This window comes from Paenibacillus sp. J23TS9, assembly GCF_018403225.1.
Lineage (GTDB): Bacteria > Bacillota > Bacilli > Paenibacillales > Paenibacillaceae > Paenibacillus_AQ.
In genome coordinates this window covers 681,058-703,399 of the sequence record NZ_BOSG01000002.1, presented here as the reverse complement: position 1 = coordinate 703,399, position 22,342 = coordinate 681,058, and the positions used below count along the sequence as shown (strand labels likewise).

General features: G+C 47.7%; 17 protein-coding genes and 1 pseudogene. 14 read left to right on the top strand and 4 right to left on the bottom strand.

The window, feature by feature from the left end:
- The first annotated feature begins 111 nt into the window (after positions 1–111).
- The 5 genes from KJS65_RS18555 to KJS65_RS18535 all read left to right on the top strand — a co-directional run bounded on the left by KJS65_RS18555 (position 112) and on the right by KJS65_RS18535 (position 6,677).
- Complete coding sequence (locus KJS65_RS18555) at positions 112–1,848, top strand: sensor histidine kinase (RefSeq protein ID WP_213651337.1); 1,737 nt, start codon at positions 112–114, stop codon at positions 1,846–1,848.
- A complete protein-coding gene (locus tag KJS65_RS18550) occupies positions 1,845–2,903 on the top strand; it encodes a response regulator transcription factor (RefSeq protein WP_213651336.1) in 1,059 nt (352 codons plus the stop codon). Before KJS65_RS18555 ends, KJS65_RS18550 begins: the two co-directional genes overlap by 4 nt.
- A 167-nt stretch (positions 2,904–3,070) precedes the next feature.
- A complete protein-coding gene (locus tag KJS65_RS18545; RefSeq protein ID WP_213651335.1) occupies positions 3,071–4,789 on the top strand; it encodes an extracellular solute-binding protein in 1,719 nt (572 codons plus the stop codon).
- A gap of 94 nt (positions 4,790–4,883) precedes the next feature.
- Entirely contained in the window at positions 4,884–5,774 is an 891-nt protein-coding gene (locus tag KJS65_RS18540; protein ID WP_213651334.1) for an ABC transporter permease, read from the top strand.
- A 15-nt stretch (positions 5,775–5,789) separates the two neighbouring features.
- Positions 5,790–6,677, top strand: coding sequence for a carbohydrate ABC transporter permease (locus KJS65_RS18535; protein ID WP_136607687.1), 888 nt, complete (start codon positions 5,790–5,792; stop codon positions 6,675–6,677).
- A 202-nt stretch (positions 6,678–6,879) separates the two neighbouring features.
- On the opposite strand, the gene KJS65_RS18530 is transcribed toward KJS65_RS18535, so the two are convergent.
- Positions 6,880–7,671 (bottom strand): sensor domain-containing protein, encoded by a 792-nt coding sequence (locus KJS65_RS18530; RefSeq protein WP_213651333.1) that lies wholly within the window; start codon positions 7,669–7,671, stop codon positions 6,880–6,882.
- Positions 7,672–7,940: 269 nt separating this feature from the next.
- Positions 7,941–8,852 carry an alpha/beta hydrolase gene (locus KJS65_RS18525; protein WP_213651332.1) on the bottom strand — a complete coding sequence of 304 codons (912 nt, stop codon included), beginning with the start codon at positions 8,850–8,852 and terminating at the stop codon, positions 7,941–7,943.
- 172 nt (positions 8,853–9,024) lie between these two features.
- On the opposite strand from KJS65_RS18525, the gene KJS65_RS18520 reads away from it, so the two are divergent.
- Positions 9,025–9,570: a TetR/AcrR family transcriptional regulator C-terminal domain-containing protein gene (locus KJS65_RS18520; RefSeq protein ID WP_213651331.1), complete on the top strand. Its 546-nt coding sequence runs from the start codon at positions 9,025–9,027 to the stop codon at positions 9,568–9,570.
- Between the two features lie 123 nt (positions 9,571–9,693).
- On the opposite strand, the gene KJS65_RS18515 is transcribed toward KJS65_RS18520, so the two are convergent.
- Positions 9,694–10,905, bottom strand: a complete 1,212-nt coding sequence (locus tag KJS65_RS18515; protein WP_213651330.1) for a sugar efflux transporter — start codon at positions 10,903–10,905, stop codon at positions 9,694–9,696.
- A gap of 392 nt (positions 10,906–11,297) precedes the next feature.
- Between KJS65_RS18515 and KJS65_RS18510 the strand changes: the two genes are divergently transcribed.
- The 7 genes from KJS65_RS18510 to KJS65_RS18480 all read left to right on the top strand — a co-directional run bounded on the left by KJS65_RS18510 (position 11,298) and on the right by KJS65_RS18480 (position 21,167).
- Complete coding sequence (locus KJS65_RS18510) at positions 11,298–11,933, top strand: 2OG-Fe(II) oxygenase (protein ID WP_213651329.1); 636 nt, start codon at positions 11,298–11,300, stop codon at positions 11,931–11,933.
- A gap of 425 nt (positions 11,934–12,358) precedes the next feature.
- The gene (locus KJS65_RS18505; RefSeq protein WP_213651328.1) at positions 12,359–14,125 is read left to right on the top strand and encodes a sensor histidine kinase; all 1,767 of its coding nucleotides are present in this window, start codon (positions 12,359–12,361) and stop codon (positions 14,123–14,125) included.
- A gap of 5 nt (positions 14,126–14,130) precedes the next feature.
- Complete coding sequence (locus KJS65_RS18500; RefSeq protein WP_213651327.1) at positions 14,131–15,189, top strand: response regulator; 1,059 nt, start codon at positions 14,131–14,133, stop codon at positions 15,187–15,189.
- Positions 15,190–15,358: 169 nt separating this feature from the next.
- Positions 15,359–17,029, top strand: coding sequence for a type 2 periplasmic-binding domain-containing protein (locus KJS65_RS18495; protein ID WP_213651326.1), 1,671 nt, complete (start codon positions 15,359–15,361; stop codon positions 17,027–17,029).
- A gap of 33 nt (positions 17,030–17,062) precedes the next feature.
- Positions 17,063–18,025 (top strand): ABC transporter permease, encoded by a 963-nt coding sequence (locus KJS65_RS18490; protein WP_244864624.1) that lies wholly within the window; start codon positions 17,063–17,065, stop codon positions 18,023–18,025.
- A 13-nt stretch (positions 18,026–18,038) separates the two neighbouring features.
- On the top strand, positions 18,039–18,935 hold the full coding sequence (locus KJS65_RS18485) for a carbohydrate ABC transporter permease (RefSeq protein WP_244864623.1): 897 nt from the start codon (positions 18,039–18,041) through the stop codon (positions 18,933–18,935).
- Positions 18,936–18,989: 54 nt separating this feature from the next.
- On the top strand, positions 18,990–21,167 hold the full coding sequence (locus tag KJS65_RS18480) for an alpha-amylase family protein (protein WP_213651324.1): 2,178 nt from the start codon (positions 18,990–18,992) through the stop codon (positions 21,165–21,167).
- A gap of 126 nt (positions 21,168–21,293) precedes the next feature.
- Here the strand turns inward: KJS65_RS18480 and KJS65_RS18475 are convergent, their stop codons facing one another.
- On the bottom strand, positions 21,294–21,689 hold the full coding sequence (locus tag KJS65_RS18475) for a VOC family protein (protein WP_213651323.1): 396 nt from the start codon (positions 21,687–21,689) through the stop codon (positions 21,294–21,296).
- Positions 21,690–22,176: 487 nt separating this feature from the next.
- Here KJS65_RS18475 and KJS65_RS29895 point away from each other — a divergent pair.
- Positions 22,177–22,332, top strand: a pseudogene (locus KJS65_RS29895) (short-chain dehydrogenase); the annotation flags it as partial.
- Positions 22,333–22,342: the final 10 nt, after the last annotated feature.

The window sequence follows — 22,342 nt, the reverse complement described above, 5'->3', positions numbered from 1 at the left end:
ATCAGGAAGGATAAACACGCCAAATAGCGAATATTGTTCCATACTTATTGTGGGGTGGTGGAGGTGAAAGGCATTCGCTCGGTAAAGGCTGCCAGTAGGAAAAAAGGCTTCATGTCTATGCTGCGTCATCGATTTGTATTCTCCTCTCTTCGCAAACGAATCATGATGTTTTTGACCGTTGGTTTTGTGGGATGCGCCGTCTTGATGGCGTCTGTCTCCTACAATGCGATCTACACGATGCAGCGCGATAAAATCAAAACCTCGATGGCTTTTGATCTGTACCAGCAAAGGTCAAAGCTGAATCAGATGTACAATAACCTGCTTCAGGTCACTCAGCAGATGACGCCGGAAGGCACCGTGGGCAACCTGATGGAGACGTATGTCTCTACCGTGGATATTTACAGCCAGCGTCTTCTCTCCCGCGATATTTCCTACAATATTGGATTAATTACTTTTTCGAACCCGGCTATGGAGCTGGTCATGTACTACAATCCCGCAAGCGGACAAGCTCCTTATTCGAATTTGCCACTGCGCGGAGACTTCAAGCTGCAATCATTGCCTAATGTGGCAGGGATGGAGACACTGAAATACCAGTCCCCGCATAAATCTCTATGCCGATTCAGCGATGATCTGGTGGTGTCGGTAACCAGAGAAGTCCGATTTTCAGATGGTACGCAGTTAGTCGTTTATGTTGAAGCCAGGACGGATATCCCCACAGATATGAACTCACTTTCAGCAAGCCTGAATATGCCGTATGCGCTTGTTTTCACCGATACGGCGGACCGGGTGACCTATAGCAGTAATCCAGCGGCTTTTACAACCGGAGAGCGTCTGATTTTAAACGGGCAATCGGGCATGACAGGCGATTATGTATGGAACCGAATGACGGGTGATTATGGTTACAATATTACGCTGCTGCTTCCCGTCTCCAGCTACAATCACGAGCTTTATACATGGAAAAATCATATGCTTTGGATTCTCGCCATTGCCCTCCTGATGATGTTTACCATCACGCTGTTATTGCGCAGGCTGATTAACAGGCCTTTTCGAATGATCGAGAAGGAAATGAGGACCTTTGGCAAGGGCTACATGGGCACCCGGCAATATCATACGGGGATCGATGAATTTGACCGGTTATTCGATCAGTTTAATATGATGAAACGGCAGATTCAGCAGCTGATTATGGATGTGGAGCAGAAGGAAAAGCGCCGGCATCAGCTGGAGATCGAAAAGCTTGCCTACCAGATCAACCCGCATTTTCTGATGAATACGCTGAATTCGGTGCGATGGCTGGCGGCCATGCATAGGCAGGAGGAGATTGAGAAGTTTGTGTCCTCGTTAATTATTTTGCTGAACTATAACTTGGGCAAATCAGAGGAAACTGCTACTTTCCGGTCGGAAATACAGGTTATGCAAACGTATTTGGAGCTGCAGCAGATGCGGCATGACTTTGAGGTGAAACTGAATATTGCGGAAGAGGATTATCTCGATAGTCCTGTTGCGAGATTCATCCTGCAGCCCATCGTGGAAAATGCCGTCTGTCACGGCCTCGACGATAACGGCAAGCTGGAAATCATCATTTCGCCCGATGAAACCGTGCAGATGGTTCGCATCATCATCCGCGACGACGGCAAAGGGCTGAGCCAGGAGACACTGGCCTTGCTGCAGCGCGACACGCCGGATCAGCAGCAGACGGGCTGGGGGATTGGGCTTCGATATGTTCGGTCTATGCTGGAATCCTTTTATGGCTATAAAGCCCGAATGGATATCGAAAGTACGCCGAATCAAGGTACAACGGTTACGTTAAATCTTCCTTATCTCCATCCCAGAAAGGAGAGAGCGGTTTGATCCGTGTATTAATTGTTGACGATGACAAGCTTGCGCGCAAAGGCTTGATTTCGATTATGCCTTGGTCCAATCACGATATGATGGTGGTCGGGGAAGCGGCGAACGGTGCAAAGGCGCTGGAGTTTATGGAAACGCATGAGGTGGATCTAATGTTCGTCGATCTCTCGATGCCCGTCATGTCGGGAATGGAGCTGCTTCAAGTCACGCGCCAAAGATTTCCGGATCTGCGCGCCGTTATTTTATCGTTTCACGAAGAGTTTGAGAATGTGCAGACGGCTTATCGTATGGGCGTGCTCGATTATATCTCCAAGGTGCGCCTGGAATCGGAGGACGACGAGCAAATCTTGAAACGAATCCGGCAGCAAATGACAGGCCAAAGGTCTGATCGTACCGTCGAGCCTTCTGCGTCATCGCCCGGGCAAAGCGTCTGCTCACAGGAGGAGGAAGAGTGGAGCAGGCTGGAGCAGGGGTGGCGCTCTCACTACTGGCTCTATAATGAATCCATCTTCCAGCGCTTATGCAAACAAACCGTCGAAGCGAAGACTTCCTTTCGCCGTCTAGAAGGGCTGTTCATGCGTGTGCTGTCCCAAATGGAACCCGTTTTCGCCTTGGATGCCGAGTTCCGGTCCGATGTAAATGACGTCCGGTCGGCCGTGGAATGGATGCGCGATTACAGGAACCGTATTTATGCGCAGGTTGCGGCATCTACCCATTTTACCAATACGACGACCAGCATTCTAAAGGCTGTGTTGTTCATTCGCGAGCAGGCTTCAAACACACTGCATGCCGAGAATGTTGCTGATCATGTGCATATGAGCCGGAGCTATTTTTCCCAATGCTTTAAGAAGCTGACGGGTTCGACATTCAATGATTACTTGAAGCAAGAGCGGATCAGGGCTGCCGAGCGGCTGTTGTGCGAAACCAATCAGTCGATCGCGTGGGTTGCTCATGCCGTAGGCTACAACGACTCCAAATATTTCTCCCAGCTCTTCTATGAACAGACCCGTCTTTTGCCCTCGGAATTCCGGGCCCAATTCCATAGGGGGGATGATTGATTACAATCTATCGGACAAATATCTACCTCAGCCCCGCACCCACCACAAAACACGGCACATCCGTCTGACTTTTTTTCTCCGCTTCCCATGTACAATGAGAAGGCAAGAGATTAAGCAATGGCTTACGAAGTAAGAATTGCTTCGCAACTCTTTTAAGGAGGGATTAGATGAAAAGGAATATGGCAATGCTGCTTTCCGTCGTATTACTTGGTCTAAGTTTAACAGCATGTACTTCTTCCAATGATTCAGCGAGCGATTTGAAAGCGCCTTCAAAATCAGACTCAAGCTCCGCAACCCCGGCACTATCGGGAGATGACCTGGCCTTCTCCAAATTTCCTAATCCTGTTGATGTTCACATCGGCATGGTGGTGGATCCGACAGACAAAACCTTGCCGGAAGGCGACAGCGTAAGCAACAACCAGTACACGCGCTACCTCAAGGAAAAGTACAACATCAACGTGATTGTGGATTGGACGGCAGCCACCGGCAACGATTTCAAGCAGAAGGTCAGCTTGACGATCGCATCAGGCAAGCTGCCTGACGGCATGGTCGTCGATGACCGCTCTTTCATGACGAAGGCGGCCAGCTCGGGACTGCTGTATGACATTACCGATCTGTTCCAACAGTATCAATCCTCGCAGGTGAAGGACATTATGGCGAGCACCGACGGCCGCGCAATGGAAAACGCCAGCTACAAGGGCAAGATGGTTTCGCTCCCGAACATTACGGTGGATACCGACGGCGTTCACGTCCTATGGATTCGCAAGGATTGGCTCGACAAGCTGCAGCTGCCGGTGCCAAAGACGACGTCCGATATCGAAAAGACGGCAAAAGCATTTATTGATAACAAGCTTGGCGGGGACAAAACGATTGGGATCGCCGGCCCTTCCAAAAACTCGTTCCCTTATTCCACCTTCCTCCTGTCCTCCAACAATATGGGCGGATTTGATCCGATTTTTGGCGCCATGGATGCATATCCGGGCTACTGGCTCGACAATGGCGACGGATCGGTATCGTACGGAACACTGACGGACAATACGAAAAATACGCTCGCTTTGCTGGCGGATTGGTACAAAAAAGGGCTAATTGATCCCGAGGTGGGTACCCGTGACAACGTAGGAGATCCGATCAATGCCAACCAGGCGGGGATTTTCTTCGGCCCATGGTGGAATGGCGGCTATGGCAACGGGGACTCCTTCAAGAACGATCCGACGGCGAACTGGCAGGCCTATCCGGTCTATTCCGACGACAATAAGTGGAATGCGCATATGAAGACGACGGGCAGCACCTATACCATTATTAGCAAAAACGCCAAGCCGGATGTCGTCAAGGCCATCCTCATCATGAATAATGCCCTTGTGCGTGATGAAGCGACCTTTGATTTGTCGGTTGCTGTGGGCTGGTATCCGCTTCGCAATGTGATGGCCGCGGCCAATGAGACGGAATACGAATATGCCGAGCTTCTGAAAGTACTGAAGGGCGAGACCCAGCCGGAGGATTACAATAAGCCTAACAGCTTGTACAAGCTGATGTATGCCGATGCGAAAAAGGTGAAGGACGTCATTAAGGCTCCGTTCGACGATTTGAATGTCAGCAACTTCAACACGGCTAACTTCGGCGATTTCCAGCGCCTCTATTCCATTATGATCGGCGATCGTCCGTTCACAACGATTCCAATCGATAAGAAGGTGTTTAGCGTAACTTACAACCAGACCCCAACGATGGAAACGAAATGGGCCAACCTGAAAAAGATGGAGGATGAGACCATTCTGAAAATCATCCTTGGCCAAGCGCCAATCGACTCCTTTGACAAATTCGTGAAGGATTGGAAGGCTCAAGGCGGAGATGAGATCACGAAAGAGGTCGCGGAGCTCTTGAAGAAGTAATGACGCAGAAGCTTGCGGAAGGCACTGGCGGTTTGAGGTGCCTTTTGCAAGCTTTGCTATCCTGCTAGAGAAACGGGACGGGAGGTTAGCCGTAATGAGAAAATTGGGCCATCAGAAACACTATTATTTGATGCTGCTGCCGGGTATGGTCTGGCTTGTGATGTTCAGTATTGTGCCTATGTTCGGCATTGCGATGGCATTTCAAAATTATAATCCGGGAAATGGATTGTTCAAATCCGAGTGGGTCGGATTGGATAACTTCAAGTATATGTTTCAGCTTAATGACAGCAAGACGGTGATACTCAATACCTTCATCATCGCTGTCGGCAAAATCGTGTTCAATTTGCTCATTCCGCTCATTTTTGCCATTCTGCTGAATGAGCTTCGCAGCTTGCGCTACAAAAAGCTGGTTCAGACCGTCGTATACCTGCCACACTTTCTGTCGTGGGTTATTATGTCAACAATTGTAATCGGAATCTTCGGCTACTATGGCGTCGTAAATACGATCATTGGCATGTTCGGCGTTGATCCTAAGCTTTTTATGGCGGATGCGGGGATATTCCGTCAGCTGCTCATCGGCACCGATGTGTGGAAGGAGTTTGGCTATAACGCGATTATTTATCTGGCAGCGCTGACAGGCGTCAACCCCAATCTGTATGAGGCGGCCGCCATTGACGGCGCCAACCGGTGGCAGTTGATCCGGCGCGTCACGCTGCCTGCGCTGACGACCACGGTAGTTTTGCTGGGCGTCTTGAGTTTAGGCAACGTGCTGAACGCCGGATTCGATCAGGTGTACAACCTGTATAATCCGCTTGTGTATTCAACCGGAGATATTTTGGATACATGGGTGTACCGGCTGGGCTTGCAAAATCTTCAGTTCTCGCTGGCGACGGCGGCCGGTTTGTTCAAGTCGGTCATTAGCTTTGTGCTGATATTCATATCCTATCGTCTGGCTTATCGCTATGCCGATTACACGGTATTCTAAAAGGAGGGCGCTGCATTGGTCAGAAATAAAACGTTAGGCTCACGGACGTTTGAAATTGCCAATATCATCGTCCTCGGCCTCCTGCTCATTAGCTGCATATACCCGCTATGGTACACCTTCTGTGTATCCATCTCCGACAAATCTGCCGCTAATGCAGGCTTGGTTACCATTTTCCCCATCGGTTTCTCCTTGTCGCCGTATAAGGAAATTATCAACGATCGCCTGTTCTTTAATTCGTTCTGGATTTCCATCCAGCGGACCGTGCTCGGTACAGGGTTATCCTTGCTGATCACCGTGTTAATGGCTTATCCGCTGGCAAGGCCTAAAAAAGATTTCAAAGCGCGCAATGCGTTCATGTGGATTCTTGTCTTCTGCATGCTGTTTAACGGAGGTCTGATCCCGTGGTATCTCACGATCCAAAACTATCATTTGCTCAATACGATCTGGGCGTTAGTACTTGGCGGAGGCGTGCCGGTATTTGACGTAATCCTGATCATGAACTTCTTCCGCAATCTGCCGAAGGAACTGAACGAGGCAGCCGTCGTCGACGGTGCCGGTCCCTGGTCGATTTTGTTCCGGGTGTATATCCCATGCTCCATCCCCGTTCTTGCTGCAGTCGCGTTATTTCTTAGCGTGTATCACTGGAACGAGTTCTTTAACGGCTTGGTGCTGATGAACACTTCCGATAAATATCCGCTCCAAACCTATATCCAGCAGCTTGTCGTCAACATTCCCGTTGGCACCAATCTGACCCCCGAACAATACAAGAAGTTGTCAGAGCTGTCTAACCGGACGCTGAATGCGGCTAAGGTATTTATCGCCATGGTGCCGATGCTGGTCGTATATCCTTTTCTGCAAAAATACTTCGTATCCGGTATTATGCTGGGCGCAGTGAAGGAGTAGGGCTCAGCTGAGCATTACAAGGCGAATCGAGGTTTTAAACAGCTGGCGCTCACCGCACACGATGTACTTAAAAAGAATTAAACCGTGAGCATATTTTCGATGGTTCACGCGTTTGATTCTTTTTTTATTTTGATCTTAAGGTGCAAACCAAAAAAAGACCCCGTCCTAAGGTACGGGGTCTATTATACTGACGGTCAGTAAGTTAAGGTTCTCTATAGGCTGGCTGCATCATCCCTGGAGTAGGCTGATTATCTGGGTAATCATCATATGGCGACTGAACCGATGAATACATTTGTGCTTCCGCGGACACTGACGGCTGTTGATAGGTCTCATCCACATACAGGATTCTGCGCTGAATTTGCATGAGCCCGTTCACGACGTGAAGCGCGATCCAAGAGATGACAAGGCCAACGCCTACGTACAGCAGATATTGCTGATTATAGGTCCAATCGATATGGAAATAACTAAACAAGTTATTCTCTAAAATATCAATCTGCATTTCATTCATCAAAATGATGTGTACGACTGGGAGCGCAATAAATCCTAGTCCTAGTGAAATCACCGTTACCATAATAACAAAGAAGATAACGCCTGTTACAAATCTCAGTACGACGAGCAGCAGATTTCGAACGAATAGCGCACCGTCAAAACTTCTCACCATTCGCATCAACCAGTTCCGTCCGGCTTCAGGCTGTTGTTGGTAGGTATTCGAAGCAGCCGGATGCGGTAAACCTAAAATTTGTCTAATCATGCCTTGTTCAAAATTCACAATTCCATTCAGCAGCTTAGCTACTCCAAAAAACAGCGGTATTCCGATAAATATTGGAGTTAAACCGATGGATAGTGCAATTCCCGTTATCGCTATTGTAAAATAGATAATCCCTAATGGGAGAGACAGCAATAAATAGAGAATCGTTGCATAGGTTTTTGGATTAAAAAACACCCAATGCACCTTGCCGTTTGGCGCCTTTGACGGCGCTTCTTTTGCCTTCACATTCCAACACTCCTTTGACTTCATACGTCACGCTCTGAGATATAAATCCATTATATCCGCCTTATTTGCCTGACATAACCGTCTTAGGGAGTGTCTGAACCTAGACTTTAGCCTAGGATTTTTCATGTTCAGATGAACGTATTGAAGCAAAGACGCTAATTTTCCGCAATCCTTTCTCTATTTTTTGGAGGTATGTAGTTGGCTCGATAGCGTTTATGGGAAATATGAAGGGGGTGTCGATTGAGACACCCCCATTTGCATTCATTGTATTACAGATTTTCTTTATAGAAAGCGCCTAATTTTTCAACGGCTTTATTCACGGGTTCTGGTCTGTCGTACAGGTCATAGTGGCTTGCCCCTTCAATAACGAATAAATCTTTTTTCTCAGAAGCTGCCCGGTTATAAAGCTCATGGCCATCCTTGCAGGATCCAAACGCTCCTTGTACGTCACCAATAATGATCTGCAAAGGTTGGGTCAGCAGACTTTCTGCTAAGTGGAAAGCATCAAAGCCGATGACGGAGCCCATGCTAGTGAATTTCAATTTGTTCGGAGAGTTAGGGCTCTGACCTCTTGGGGTTGTGTAGTAATCCACAGCTTCCACAAGGTCAATATCCGTCATACCAGCTTTTTCTCTTTCTGCTTGATTGCTAGGAATCCACTGTGTAACCATAGATTCGGCTCCGCGCGCTTCAGCAGTGCGTTGTTGGGCAATGGCTTCTAACACTTTGATCGGATCGCCTTCACGATTTACACGGCCGATATTCGCACCAACGACGGTACCGACTGCTTTGATGCGACGCTCTGTCATGGCAGCATTTACAGCATATCCGCCTCCAGCACAAACACCAAGCACACCAATGCGATTCTCGTCGACATGATCAAGTGTAGTCAGGTAATCAACCGCACATCGAATATCCTCAACACGTGCTGCTGGGTATTCGGCATAACGAGGCTCGCCTTCGCTTTCGCCTTGAAAGGATGCATCGAATGCAATCGTTACATACCCTAGCTCAGCAAGTTTCTCCGCATAAATTCCCGCCGTTTGATCTTTACAGCTGCTGCCCGGATGAACGCACACAATTGCGGGATTTTTTTCTCCGGCATGTTCAGGTGTATTTAGAATTGCTGCTACTTGCAGCCCTTGAGCATTAAATCGTACATTCTGTTTAGTAACGGTCACCGTTAAAACCACCTTTATTTAAGTTATTTAATAATACACTTGTGTGTGTTAATATCCTTGTGTATATTTATATTAAAATATAGGATGAGCGGTTTCAATGACCACATTACGTAATGTGCGTGTTATTACACAAATGAACGAATATGTGTATTGAGTGAAGGAGGACGGTTGTGTGAATAAAATAGATCGAAGAATTTTAAAGTCGCAACAGGCTATTCAATCGACATTTTTGCAAATGTTAGATGATGAAGAATTCGACGAGATTACGGTTAAACATATTTCAGAAAGAGCAAATATCGGTCGAAAAACATTTTACCTGCATTATGTAGATAAATATGATTTGCTAGATAAGATTGTGGATGACCATTTAGCTCAATTGCGCGAAATATGCGATCAGAAACAAGATAAAGGGCTAATTGAAGGTACGGTTATATGGTTTGCTTATTTTGAACAGCATAAATCGTTTTTTGCCTCATTGTTTAAAAGTAAGGGGACTTCGTCATTTCGCAAAAAGTTTTTGTCTTTTACAATGGGGGAAATAGATAAAAAGCTGAATGCAGATGAATATTCGCATCAAAATGCCGATAAGCAAATTACTTTGAAATTTTTGGGGACGGCTGTAATCGGAGTGTTGGAATCGTATGTACTGGAAGAAGTTGATGGGGATATCGAAGCTGTAGCAGCGCAAGTAGGGCAGCTTGTGCAGAAACATCTCTAGACTGCTAAGGGCTCTCCCCGCCTTCATATGAAAAATCCGCTGAGTGGGGAATTTACATGGGGTATTGTACCAAAAAAAGCCTGATCAGCAGTTGCCGATCAGGAATGAGCAAATAAGAGTGGATTAAACGGCTAATTTTTGAGGTTCACTTACAGAGTGACGTCCGCTTACCGCAAGCATGGTTGTAGAAATCATGACGAGTATGAAACAGAGAACAAATGAATACCGGTAACCTACAAAACTGGCTAATAACCCGCCAACAAGACTACCAACCAGTCTGCCGATTGTAGATGAATTAGAGTAGAGCGTAGAGGCATACCCAGGCATGCTTGGAAGCAAATCCTGAATGTAGCTAATGCCGATCGCTGAAATAACGGCAACAAAAAAGGCGAGTAAAATCTGGGCTGCAAGCATCTGCCACATCGCGCCTGAGGTAATGACAACCAGATAATAAGCTCCGCCCAGAGCGGCCCCGCACATCATCAAGATTCGGTTGCTGTACTTTACACTGAGTAGACCGAGCATAATCATAAAAGGAATTTCCAGCGCGGCACAAATACTGCTGACTAGACCGACATCGCTTGTCGTTCCCCCCAGATTATTGGTAATAAAGAGGGCAGTATTAATGCTGCTCATCCAGTGGGCTACATACATGAGTATCAGAATCAGAAAAGGAAGCAGAATATTACGATTTTGAACCAGCCGGAAGCTTTTTACGGTTACTTCAGCATGATTGCTTTTCAGTTTTGTATTTGATTGGAGAAATAGGAAAGTTAGAAAGGCAATAAGCAGGAAAACTCCGATTGTCCCCGTGAAAATCCCCTTAAACCCAACAGCAGCGATTAGCAGGGTACCGATTAGAGGGCCTGTAATAAAGCCGAGAGAGAATGCAGAACGCAGGGTAGAATTAGCAAACGCATGATCCGTGAAATTGCTCTTATTCACTGCTTCTCTGGAAATAGCGAACAATTGAGGCATCCCTGGTGCCCCGAGGGCGGTGAACACAATCATATAGATAAACAAGATCATAAAATCATTAATGAGCAAGTATCCGCTATAAGCCAGAGCATTACAGAGCGTCGAGACAAGGTAAATGCCTTTTCGATTCAAGCCCAGGTCAGAGCGTCTTCCGATTAGTGTACTGATCCATATCCCGGCAATTAATGTGGCAGCGAGGAAAATACCAAACAACCCAACAGATACACCAAGCTGTTTAGTGAAATAAATGGACAAAAAGGGTGCGCTGAGCGAAATACCCATTCCCTGAAGTAACATACATAAGAAGAGCAGGCCATAAGAGGGAATCGAAAATAATGCAGTGAGTCGTTTGAACATGATGTGGAGTTACTCCTCTATATTTGTTTAGATAGTCAATCATCTGGCTATAGTATACTTGAAAAAGACTCCAATAATATATGCGCTATTTGACTAGAAACCTCAACTAATATAATTACAGGTGTAGAACGATATAAGCGAACAATAGGCTAGGGCACTCACGCGCTTCTATTATGCGAATCCACAATCAATTGAGATTGTGGATTTTGCTATTTTCATGAAGATCATAACGAACTTCTATGATGTGATCGGTGATTACCTGAGAATATATTCATATATTAAAATTGTATTTATAGTATATTAGTAATTAATGGAAATATTTCATGTTTAATTTATAGGTTCAAGTTATTGTCATCATCATAAAGAGAGTGTAGAGGAGATTGATTAATTATATGATATCTGAAGTTTCTATCTTATCCATTCAATCTGTCTATTCAATTGACAATCACATCATTACTGCCACAGTTTTAAATGAAGAACCTTTAATAATGAAGTTTGATCATGTACTAAGCGATGAAGAATGCCAAGCACTTATCGAGTCTGCTGCATCCCGTCTTGAAAAATCGAAATTAGCGAATAAAGAAGTTAGTCAGATTCGTACTAGCGAAGGTATGTTTTTTGATAAAAATGAAAGCCTGTTCATTACGATAATTGAGGACCGAATATCAAGCTTAATGCAGGTACCCATTGCACATGCTGAAGGACTACAAGTTTTACATTATGAACCTGGACAAGAATTTAAAGAACATTATGATTTTTTCGGGCCAAATACCCCTTCGAGTCAAAATAATCGAATAAGTACATTAATCATGTATTTAAATGATGTAGAAGAAGGAGGGGAAACAAGACTTCCAAACTTGGGTATTACTGTTAAACCCGTTAAAGGTTCTGCTGTTTATTTCGAATATTTTTATAATAATCAAACATTAAATGAACTAACGCTGCATAGTGGTGAACCTGTAATCCGTGGCGAAAAATGGGTAGCTACTCAATGGATGCGTAAACAGCGAATTCGAGAAGGGTGTTAATATTCAGGTGTACAGAGCGATCAAACTAATATGATGAAGGAGACAATCAGGCCTGTTCTAGCGGAGGTTTTTTGCGGGTGAATCGCTAGGGTGAATCAAAACTGTCACTGCACCATCGTGAAGCGCATCTGATTATCAATATTCTCGGACAGGAATTCGCCTCCTCTCGCCTCCATATTTAAAAACCCACTCGATGAGTGGGTTTTAGCCTTTTTAACGATCTGCACACGCAGAGCTAAAACTTTTTGCACCCTACCTTTGAGGCTATATTCGGTAGTCCATTGTGCTAAGTTATTTTCATTGCGAAGAAGTAGGAAAGAAAATACAATGATGATAATCATTGATGGGGCGATTGTCGATTCTGGCAATCCGCAGCAGTTATGCCTTCCCCAAGAGGATAAACCGATTGGCTAAAGGAGTGAACCATGAGATCCTTTTCGCTAAGAAATAAGATTATCGCCATGTTTCTGGTCCTGAGCATCCTGCTGACAGGGGTGGGGTATTATTGGTACCTCATGACCACGCTGACGATACAGGACAACACCATGAAATTAAGCCGGCAAATCATCAATCAAATGAACAGCCGCTTGGATGCATACTTTATGGAAATCGTAAACCTGACGCTGCCCATGACGGCCCGTAACGTATCTGCCCAGTTCCTGGACAAGTCCGGCGGCGGTCCTTACGAGCGGCTGCTCTACGCTAGACCGGTGAATCAAATGATCTACAACGTCATGGTGGGCCGCCCGGATATTTACGGCATATCGATCATATCCCAGGACCGGCTGGCTACCTCCAGCTACAGCAATTTATTCGCCCAGGAACGCTTCCCGGAGATTGCCGGGAAATTGAACCAGCCCGGGAAATTTGAGATTGCCGGCATACAGCAATACAATGATGTACGGCTGCTGACCATAGCGGTAAAGTTTTTCAGTCCGGGAACGCAGCATTGGGGAATCCTGATTGTCGATCTCAGGCTGGACAAAATCAGCAGCATCGCCAAAGACGTGACGTTGGGGGACACGGGATTCGTCTGGATCGCCGATACCGAGGGACGATATTTGTATTATCCCGACAGCCATAAATGGAGCAAGAGAATTCCAGACCCATTTTGGAAGCGTATTCAGAATGAAAGTGAAGGAGGGGACATCGAATATTCCTCCGGCAAAAAAATGATTGTAACCTACGGCAGATCCGATTTAACCAATCTCACTTTCTTTTCTGAAACTCCCCTGGCTGAAGTGAACAGCGATCTGGTCAGGCTGCGGAATACGACAATTCTGATCGGGATCACCGCGCTTTTGCTGGGCATGATGGTTGCCATATCGGTCTCTTTCTCATTATCCAGGTCCATTCTATTACTGCAGAGGCTCATGAAGCGGGTAGAAATCGGGAACCTCGATGTACATGCACCTGAGAATAAAAAGGGGGAGATCGGTTATTTGTACCGCAGCTTCAATGCCATGGTTAACGAAATTAAAAATCTGATCCACACCGTGTCTGCGCTGCAGGTGAAGGAAAAGGAATTGGAGTTCAAACAGCTGGATTCCAGAATGCAGGCACTTCAATACCAGATCAATCCCCATTTTTTATACAACACATTGGAAATTGTAAATTCCTACGCAATCATTGAGAACATTCCGGTGATTAGCAGGGTGGTTCAATCCTTGGCACGCATTTTCCGTTACAGCGTGGAGAATCATGCGAAGACGGTTCCCTTGTCCGTAGAACTGGCTCACATTAAGGACTATCTCGATATCCAAATGGAACGCTTTGAGAACTTGCGGGTCGAGATATCGATGGATGAAGGCCTTGCGGCTCAGATTATGGCCGTTCCCATGATGCTTCAGCCTTTGATAGAGAATGCTTTCAGGCATGGCTATCAAAAGCATAAACTGGAGCCTGGGGTCTTGTTTATCCGCGGTAGTCGTCAGGGTGAGCTCTTTGAGATCGATGTGGAGGATAACGGACGGGGGATGGATACGAAGGTCAGAGATCATTATAATCACCTTTTTCAGGATTCTTGCGGAGAGGGCGGGCTTGAAGGCGCCAGCTTGGGCCTTTGGAATGTTCACAGCAGAATCCGGCTGTTCTTTGGGTCCGGCTGCGGACTTTACATTCTCCGTTCGGATACAAACGGTACGGCCATCCGCATTACGCTTCCTTTTCATTCAATCCGGCGATTGGAGTGAGTCTCATGTTCACAATTTTAACTGTTGACGATGAGAAAATGATCAAAAGAAGCCTCAGGGCGATGATCGAGCGCGCGGGAGAACCTTACAGCGTCATAGGCGAAGCCACTAATGGCCGGGACGCGCTTGCGCTGATTCGTGAGCATCCGCCTCATCTGCTTGTAACGGACATATGCATGCCAGAAATGGACGGACTGGAGCTGATTGCTGAAGTCAGGCGGCAGTATCCGCAGACCGAAATTATCGTCATTTCCGGCTACGGAGAATTCAGCTATGCGCAGCAGGCGCTTCGGTATAGTGTCACGGATTATTTGCTTAAGCCGATTGACCCGGAGGAGTTTATTCTGACGCTGCAGCGAATCCGTGAAAGGCATGAAAGGGATTTTCAGCGGTTAACGGGCCGTAGTGAACACATATGGGGATCTCTGGACAACACGGAGCGAATCTTCCAAATGATATGGACTGTGCAGGAGGATGGCCTCCTAAGAGAACTCGAAGCATTCCGCAGCAGGATGGAAGCAGCTGAAATGGATGCGATGCAGGCGAGAGAGATTTACCTGAATCAGTTGATGTATATGTCGCAGAAGCTGTCTGAAGTGGGCGGATTGTCTTATAAACCGTCCTTTGCTCAGCGGGATCCGTCCCTTTCATTGGAAAAGCAGCACGAGAAATTCCATACGGCTTGCTTGGACATGCTTATGGAAGTCATCCGGCTTCGGAATCACGCCCAGTCGCTTCAAATCCGGAAGGCAATCCGATATATTGATTCTAATTTTCAGGATTGCGAATTATCGCTCACAAGCGCCGCTGACAGCGTCTCGATGTCGGCAACGTATTTCAGCCGTTTTTTTAAAGAAGAGACAGGAATGAGCTTTATGAAATACGTGACGCGTCTGCGCATGGAAATGGCCAAGCAGCTTTTGGCAAACTCGGAGTGTATGGTTTACAGTGTGGCCGAACGGATCGGGTATTCCGATTATCATCAATTTGCCAAGGCGTTTAAGAAAAATACCGGAGTTACGCCGACGGAGTTCAGAAAAATTCATACCTTCATGCAATCATAAAAGAGCGGTTTTCCGCCTCGAAACGGTCAGGCATTTCCGCGGCAAAACCCCACGAGTCGTGGGGTTATTTTGTGCAAAAAATGATACATGGCGATAAGAATTGCCATACACGCCGGAGAAGCCCTAGTGTACCATGAGAACTGTCATTGATAATCTTGGGAGGTGCGGTATGAAGAAGGGTATGATCCTGGCGCTGGTATGCGCTCTGGTATGGTCGATGCTGGCCGGATGTTCCAAAAGCAGTGAAGGGGAAGTGTCCGTTGATCAAGGCAAGACTGCCAATGATGCGGGCGGAGAGGAAAAGACCAACGAATACGGCTGGAAAGTTCCGAGCAAGACGCTGGAAATCAACTTTTACGCGGGACAGGACAATCCGGAAACGGTAAAAGAGAACAGCCAATTAATGCAGCAATTCCTTCTGGATAAGTTTAACGTGAAGCTGAATAAAATCGTGTATGACGTGGACATGAATGAGAAGCTGAATTTGATGCTCGCCTCGGGCGACTATCCGGAGGTGATTACAGGCCTGAATGATGAGCAAGCCGCGAAATGGATCGCGCAGGGAAAGGCGGTCGAGCTCAGCCAGTATATCGATAAGGTTGCGCCTAATGTGAACAGCCAGCTAGGTGATCTATATAAATCCTTCCTAAACGCCAAAGGAGAATTGTATGCGCTTCCAAGTTACTGGGGCCTCCTTCCGATACCTGGAGCGGCAGCCCACATACGTTATGATTGGTGGAAGGAAATGGGATCACCTGCGTTCGAGACGCCGGAAGAGTTCTATCAGATCCTGAAGAAAATGCAGGAAGTGCATCCCAAGAACAGCAAGGGCGAAAAAACCTATGCACTCTCCGGGTACTCACCGATGATTAAGAATGTCCTTCCGACGCTGGCCGGCATGTGGGGCTTGAAGGCAGGCTATAAAATCGATGAGGACGGCACCAATACCCATTGGGTGAATACGCCTGAGGGGCTGGAGCTGACCAAATTCATGAACCAGGTGTATCGTGACGGAATGCTCGATCCCGACAGCTTTATCAACACCTTCGATGACTGGAAAGCAAAGTTTTCGGCAGAACGCATTATGGGCCATATCGGGTCTTGGTGGGTGACATGGAATGCCGGCCATGAGGTGTGGCAGAAGGCGAATAAAGACTGGACCGATGAGCAGCGTTTTATTCAAGTGAAAGCGAAGGCAGCGTCTGCCGCGTCCGCGAATCTGACAGCTCTGAATGCAAGAGGCTCTTACCGTACGATCATTACGGACAAAGCAAAAAATCCGGAAGATATCATGAAGTGGTTCAACTTCTCCATTACCGACCTGGGTACCCGGATTATTGGCTGGGGCGTTCCGAATATTGAACAATCCGTATGGACGTATAAAGACGGCAAAATCGAGTGGGTGGATGCCATGAAGCAGGGCATTATTAATGGCACCTACGATTTTACGAACAGCGACAGGGTTGGACAAGGCGTCTTCACGCTCGTCGAGGGCGTCGGGACGATGAAGGATGACGGAAAAAGCACCTTCTGGTATGACCAGAACTTTAACGACGAAGCGAAGTGGAAGAAGCTGATGAACGAAAATTTAAAGGATACGATTTATGACAATACGCTGGGCGTGATCCAGATTCCCGGAAACGATCCACTCGCCGTGACCAATACGCAAATTGATGAATTGCTGGAGACGCTTTGGGCCAAGGCGGTGACGTCCAAAACGGAAGCGGACGCGGAGGCCGGATTTAATGAAATGCGCGATAAGCTGAATGGTGCGGGGCTGCATGACATTGAAGCGTACCGTACGAAGGAATATCAAAGACGGATGAAGGAATGGAAGTAATGCGCATGATGGTTTGAGGGAGGAGACTGGAGAATGAAGAAAACGATTCTTGGGAACATCCCAAGCGCACCGGTCCGCCCGGCCAAGCCGGCAACCTGGAAGAGGACATTATATCGGGAGCGGAATCTGTGGCTCATCTGCCTTCCGCTCATCGCATGGGTCATTCTGTTCAATTATGTACCGATGTATGGGATTCTGATGGCTTTTGTTGATTACATCCCGGGCAAGTCTATTTTTACGAGCGATTGGGTGGGACTGAAGCACTTTAAGGATTTTATCCATTCGCCTGACTTTAGTCATGTGCTGCGCAATACGCTGGCGATCAGCGGATTAAATATCCTGTTCGGGTTTCCGGCTCCTATTGTACTGGCGCTTTTGCTGAATGAGCTGCGCAGGAAAAAATTCAAACAAGTCGTGCAAACCATATCGTATCTGCCGCATTTTATTTCCTGGGTCGTCGTAGCCAGCATATTATTTACGCTCCTTGGCAACGAAGGTATTCTGAATGATATTCTGCTCCGTCTCGGATGGATCGGCAAGCCGATCTCCTTTCTGGGGGAAGGGAAATACTTCTGGGGTATTCTCACGGCTGCGAATATATGGAAGGATATCGGATGGTCCACGATCATTTATCTGTCCGCTATGGCCGGCGTGGATTCGGAAGTGTATGAGGCTGGCAGGGTGGACGGATTGGGCCGCCTGGGGGCGATGTGGCACATTACGCTTCCAGGCATCCGGACAACGATCGTACTGCTGTGGATTTTGGGGATCGGTGGCATCCTGAATGCCGGTTTCGAACAGCAGCTGTTAATCGGTAATGCGCAGACCCGCGAATATTATGAGGTCGTTGATACTTACGCCTATAAATACGGGATTCAGCTAGGGAATTATTCATATGGAGCCGCTGTCGGGCTGATGAAGGCCGTGATCGCCGTTATCCTGGTATTCGGTGCGAACCGCGTTTCCAAGAAAGTGCTCGATACGTCGATTTTTTAAGGAGGGAACAGAAATGGAGCCGTCGTTCTTGAAACCGAGTCTCGGAAGCAGGGTGTTCGACCTATGCAATGTGATGATCATGCTTGTTTTGTCATTGGCTATGCTGTACCCGTTTATCAACCTGCTTGCCTTATCCTTGAACGACGGGGCGGATGCGGCAAGAGGAGGCATCTATTTTATACCCCGCCAGTTTTCCCTGGATTCCTATATGCTCCTGTTCCAAAATAAGCGTCTACTCTCCGGACTGGGCATTTCCATACTGAGGGTTGTTGTCGGAACGACCACCTGTGTCTTTATGACCGGGCTTCTGGCTTATATCGTGACCATCCGCGGCTTTTCGGGACGGAAAATGATTCGGCTGCTATTTTTGTTCACGATGTACTTTGGCGGGGGACTCATTCCGACTTACATGCTGATGATGAAGCTGGGATTGATCAACACCTTCCATGTCTACTGGATTCCCGGCCTGTTAAACGCGTACTACATGCTGATTATGGCATCCTACATGCAAAATCTGCCCGAATCGCTTTCGGAATCCGCGAGGATCGACGGAGCGGGAGAGCTCCTGATTTACTTCCGGATTATTTTTCCGGTTTCGCTGCCCGTATTCGCCTCCATTGCGGTATTCAGCTCGGTGGGGCACTGGAATGCCTGGTTTGACGTGATTTTGTACAATTCAAACGGACATTGGGATACGCTGCAGGTCTATCTTCGCAGGCTGCTGCTTGAGGTTGAAGCGCTGCAGCAGGTGGCGGACCAGCAGCTGGCGTACAGCAAATTCCGCAATATCTCGCCATTGACGCTACGTGCGGCGACTTCCATGGTGGTGACGGTGCCGATCATATTCGTATATCCCTTTTTTCAAAAGTATTTCGTGGGAGGCATCACGCTCGGTGCGGTAAAAGGATGATGGTTAGCCAACGATGGATACCGGCTTGGATTCGATAAAGGAGGATGAAAAAAGATGAAGCTCAAACAGCAGCATCGCCCCGTGACCGCGGAGCCACCGTGCGTTCAGGCCAATCATGTTCTGGACGAGAAAACGAACCAGCTGAAATATGAATATAACGGATTCACGATCATTTCCATTCAGCTGCCTCCCGGCGGCAAGGAGTATTACCGTCGCATTTCGGATGGAAACATTCAGAGCAGTCCTTTTATCCAGCAGTTGTATTTGGCCTTGGATGAACCCCAGACGGTTCGTGTGCGATTCGAGCTGAGCGGGGATGCATTGAATATGCGTCCACGGCGGGCGGGCGATGGAGAAGCGATACTGGGGCAGTGCGGCAGGCCGACCCTATACGGTGCCAACGGATTATATGACGTGATGCAGGATTTGCTGATCGACTGGCACGGAGCCGAGTGGCGGTGGGCATGCGACCGGATTCAAAAGACGGAAGAGGGCACTTCTTTTGCCGAAATTGACGTGGAGGTTGGCATGACCCCATGGATTATTAATCTGCGCATGCAGTATTACCGCAAACATCTGAATTACGCTTACCATAAGCCATGGGAACGGCGGCCGGACTTGAAACCGGTGGCCGGATGGTGCTCATGGGAAGCGTACCGAAGTGACATTCGGGAGGAGCATGTGATGGATGCCTCCCGTTTCATAAGCGATCATTTCAAGGCCTATGGCCTTGAATATATCCAACTGGACGATGGCTACCAGCTTCCGTTGGTTCCGCCGGAGGCCACCGGGAGAGTGGCCGATGCGTGGCTGACGACCAACGAGAAGTTTCCCTCGGGACACGCGGGATTGGTGTCCAGCATCGAGGCCCATGGGCTGAAGCCCGGCATCTGGACGAATGCGGTTGTCACGAATCCGGATTTCGCGTCTTCCGGAACGGCATGCGTCAAAGGCGAAGATGGGAATCCAATCAAGGGCAAATGGATTCAATATGTTCTGGACTGCTCACCGGAAACGCTGGCTGAACATGTGGCCCCTTATTACAAGGGACTGAAAGATGCCGGGTACACGTACTTTAAGACCGATGCGATCCGCCATTTGATCTATGACGGGCTGCATGAAGCGGTCAAGGCGGGAGTCATGACGGGTGACGAGGCGGAGGCGAAATTCAGGGCTTTCCTGGAATGCGCGAGGGAGCAGATTGGCGGGGAAGCCTACCTGTTGTCCTGCTGGGGCGTACTTAGCGAAGCCGTGGGGCTGGCAGATGCATGCCGTGTTGCGACGGACGCGAATCCAAGCTGGCCAGCGATACGAATGCAGCTGGTGGAGACGGCGCGATGGTTCCATACGCACCGGATTCTTTTTCTGAATGATCCGGACCATGTCTGCGTGCGAGCGCCGCAGGAATGGGCCAAGTCGGCTATATCCCTGGTTTCACTTACGGGAGGATTGCTGATGATCAGCGACAAGCCGGAACATTACGACGATGAAAGAATTAACATGGTCCAGCGCAATCTTCCACCGCTCCATACGGTTACCGCTGAGACCGGACCCCTGGATATGAACATGCCTGCCTTTGCCTGGACGCATATCAAAGGATACGCGGTTGAGCTGCATAAAGCGGACCCGAAGGAACGGGATGCAATCTCCGCTCAAGCAGCAGGGCAAGCGGAGGCGGCACGCCATCCTTTTTCAACACTCTGGGCGATCCATATGCAGACCGAAGACAGAAGCTGGTGCGTAGCCGGCCGTTTCGCTACGGAGGCATTACAGGCAGCATCGGTGGAAACGGCGAATCTAGGACTTGCACCGGACCAGGAGTATGCGGTATTCGACTTCTGGCAGCAGGAGTACTTGGGCAGACATACTGACTCGATCCCCTGCCGGGAGCTTGAGGTCGGCAGCTGTCAGCTGCTCGCTGTCCGCCCGGTTAACGGGCGCCCGATGCTGATTGCTTCATCACGCCATGTCAGTATGGACTTTGTCAGTGTTCAGTCGGAGCAATGGCAGCAGGACCAGCTGACATTGAAACTGGAAGGCGTAGCTGGCACATCGGAGCATTATTGGATCTATGTACCAGACCATTTTGCTCTTTCCAGTGAAAGTGCCTTAGGAGCTGGAACCCGGATCACGCCTGAGGGCGAAACGGTAAGGCTTGAGGTTCTCTTTGAACGGGAAGAGGCAGAAGTGATACTGGCATTTACGGATGAGAGAGTCAATTCAATCGAGTAAACCATTTTGGGGGATAAAGGGAAGACCAGGAATAGGGCCAGGCACACCCCAGTATCTCTCTTCGCCTCCATACTTAAAAACCCGGCCTCCTATGGCCGGGTTTTCCCATGTGCGGAAGAGATAATCTTATTTCGCATTCTTATCTGGCTGATGAATACCGAAAGTATTTCCTTCTGTGTCGATGTAATATCCTTGCCAGGCCATTCCAGGCAATGCATACTTGGGTAATGCGAGCTTGCCTCCAAGATTAAGAATTTTTGTTTCAGTAGAATCGTAATCTTCCACTCCCATAGTACATGCATAGCCGTTCATAGCCTGACCGGGCTCTGGGGAGGCGCCTTGACGCTGCATCAAAGCCCCATTGATTCCCAGTTCATCTGCATCGCCTGTCACAGCTCCGAAGTAGGGCATTCCAGCATATTCGCTCCAATCCTCAAACGTCCATCCAAATATCTCTCCATAAAATTTCTTAGCGCGTTCCATATCATCTACATGAATTTCGAAATGAACGATTCTACCCATAATTACCTCCTGTGTTTTGACTTTCTTATAATCTTTTATTATGTATTCTATTTGATTCTCCTTCTTCATTATGGTAATTATTTAAAAAAATATTCATTTTCATAACCTGGTCCGCTACCGAGGAACATAGAGAGCAAATGAAATTTCTCTTAGACATAAATGCTAGGACGATATCAAAACTACCACTGCATCTGGAGAAGCCAATGCTAGTGTTGTTATACTCTCATTTCATTCAAAAAAGATATACTAGACTTAAAGAGAGTTGTAGAATTACGCGACGGAGACATTATGATTGATGAATTTATGGTATTTGACGGCAATCTTCAAGCGCATCGCTGGTTTCCGCATCACGGACATCATGCTCATCTAAGTAACCAGTCGTCGGAATAAAACCGGAGACTGGTTATTTCGTTTTCATTTTGATTTTTTTGTTGACTTAAACCGTGGTTTAAGTCGTATCCTATCCTGTCGGCAATGATAATAAATTTTGGAGGCCTTCGCGGATGGGATTTTCAAGGGACTAGAGGAAGGTAAGAAGGAAATTGGATATGGCTCTTCGGTGAATCGCTTACGCATGTCACGTGATGAAGTCGACGAGTACGTAGAAAATATGTATAAGGCAACAAAAAACACCATCGAATAACAAAAATATC

What these genes read in the sequence shown, in the direction of transcription:
- KJS65_RS18555 (WP_213651337.1), top strand. Translation starts at nt 112, where the DNA reads ATGTCTATGCTGCGTCATCGATTTGTATTCTCCTCTCTTCGCAAACGA.
- KJS65_RS18545 (WP_213651335.1), top strand. Translation starts at nt 3,071, where the DNA reads ATGAAAAGGAATATGGCAATGCTGCTTTCCGTCGTATTACTTGGTCTA.
- KJS65_RS18540 (WP_213651334.1), top strand. Translation starts at nt 4,884, where the DNA reads ATGAGAAAATTGGGCCATCAGAAACACTATTATTTGATGCTGCTGCCG.
- KJS65_RS18515 (WP_213651330.1), bottom strand. Translation starts at nt 10,905, where the DNA reads ATGTTCAAACGACTCACTGCATTATTTTCGATTCCCTCTTATGGCCTG.
- KJS65_RS18510 (WP_213651329.1), top strand. Translation starts at nt 11,298, where the DNA reads ATGATATCTGAAGTTTCTATCTTATCCATTCAATCTGTCTATTCAATT.
- KJS65_RS18505 (WP_213651328.1), top strand. Translation starts at nt 12,359, where the DNA reads ATGAGATCCTTTTCGCTAAGAAATAAGATTATCGCCATGTTTCTGGTC.
- KJS65_RS18500 (WP_213651327.1), top strand. Translation starts at nt 14,131, where the DNA reads ATGTTCACAATTTTAACTGTTGACGATGAGAAAATGATCAAAAGAAGC.
- KJS65_RS18495 (WP_213651326.1), top strand. Translation starts at nt 15,359, where the DNA reads ATGAAGAAGGGTATGATCCTGGCGCTGGTATGCGCTCTGGTATGGTCG.
- KJS65_RS18490 (WP_244864624.1), top strand. Translation starts at nt 17,063, where the DNA reads ATGAAGAAAACGATTCTTGGGAACATCCCAAGCGCACCGGTCCGCCCG.
- KJS65_RS18485 (WP_244864623.1), top strand. Translation starts at nt 18,039, where the DNA reads ATGGAGCCGTCGTTCTTGAAACCGAGTCTCGGAAGCAGGGTGTTCGAC.
- KJS65_RS18480 (WP_213651324.1), top strand. Translation starts at nt 18,990, where the DNA reads ATGAAGCTCAAACAGCAGCATCGCCCCGTGACCGCGGAGCCACCGTGC.
- KJS65_RS18475 (WP_213651323.1), bottom strand. Translation starts at nt 21,689, where the DNA reads ATGGGTAGAATCGTTCATTTCGAAATTCATGTAGATGATATGGAACGC.